Raw genomic sequence first — 610 nt, forward strand, 5'->3', positions numbered from 1 at the left:
GGCGATCTCGCGGATGGTGGCCCTGGAGTAGCCCACCTCGGCCACGCAGCGCATGGTCGCGGCGACGATCCGTCGGCGGGTCTCCTCACCGCTCGCGCCGACCGGGCGACCCAGCTGCGCCCGCGTCATGGTGATGTCCTCACTCGTGCGTCCTGTCCGTCGACCCTGCAGCCAAGCTGCCGCTAGGAGAGAATATAATCGCACGATCGATTACTCGAGGTTCGGCGCGGAGGTGCGCGGTGGGTGAACCAGTAGCGCCGGCACAGTTGGGCCGCCCGGTGGGTGCCGATGGTGCGCAGACCCGCGCACGGATCATCGCCTCCGCGATGCGCTGCGTGGCCGAGGTGGGCTACTCCAGGGCCACCATCCGCGAGATCGCCGGGGCCGCCGGCATGACGAGCGGCAGCCTGTACCACTACTTTCCGAACAAGTCCGCGTTGCTCAACGCGACCGTCTCCGAAATCGACGGCATCGCGCGGTCGCGGCTGCGGGCCGCCGCGGCGCAGGCCGATGACGTCGTCGACCGGCTCGAGGCGGTGCTCGACGAATCCGGCCAACTGATGCGGGAATATCCCGATCTCGCCGCCTTCGAGTGGGCGATTCGGGCCGA

Annotated in this window: 1 protein-coding gene and 1 pseudogene; one reads left to right on the plus strand and one right to left on the minus strand. The window is 69.2% G+C overall.

What is annotated here, in order from left to right; translation table 11 throughout:
- Positions 1-129: pseudogene (locus A5764_RS10355) on the minus strand (TetR/AcrR family transcriptional regulator); the annotation flags it as partial.
- A 110-nt stretch (positions 130-239) separates the two neighbouring features.
- On the opposite strand from A5764_RS10355, the gene A5764_RS10360 reads away from it, so the two are divergent.
- Positions 240-610: TetR/AcrR family transcriptional regulator (locus A5764_RS10360; protein WP_231989670.1), on the plus strand; the 371-nt coding region annotated here is incomplete at its 3' end.

Source organism: Mycobacterium sp. 852002-51057_SCH5723018, assembly GCF_001667035.1.
Lineage (GTDB): Bacteria > Actinomycetota > Actinomycetes > Mycobacteriales > Mycobacteriaceae > Mycobacterium.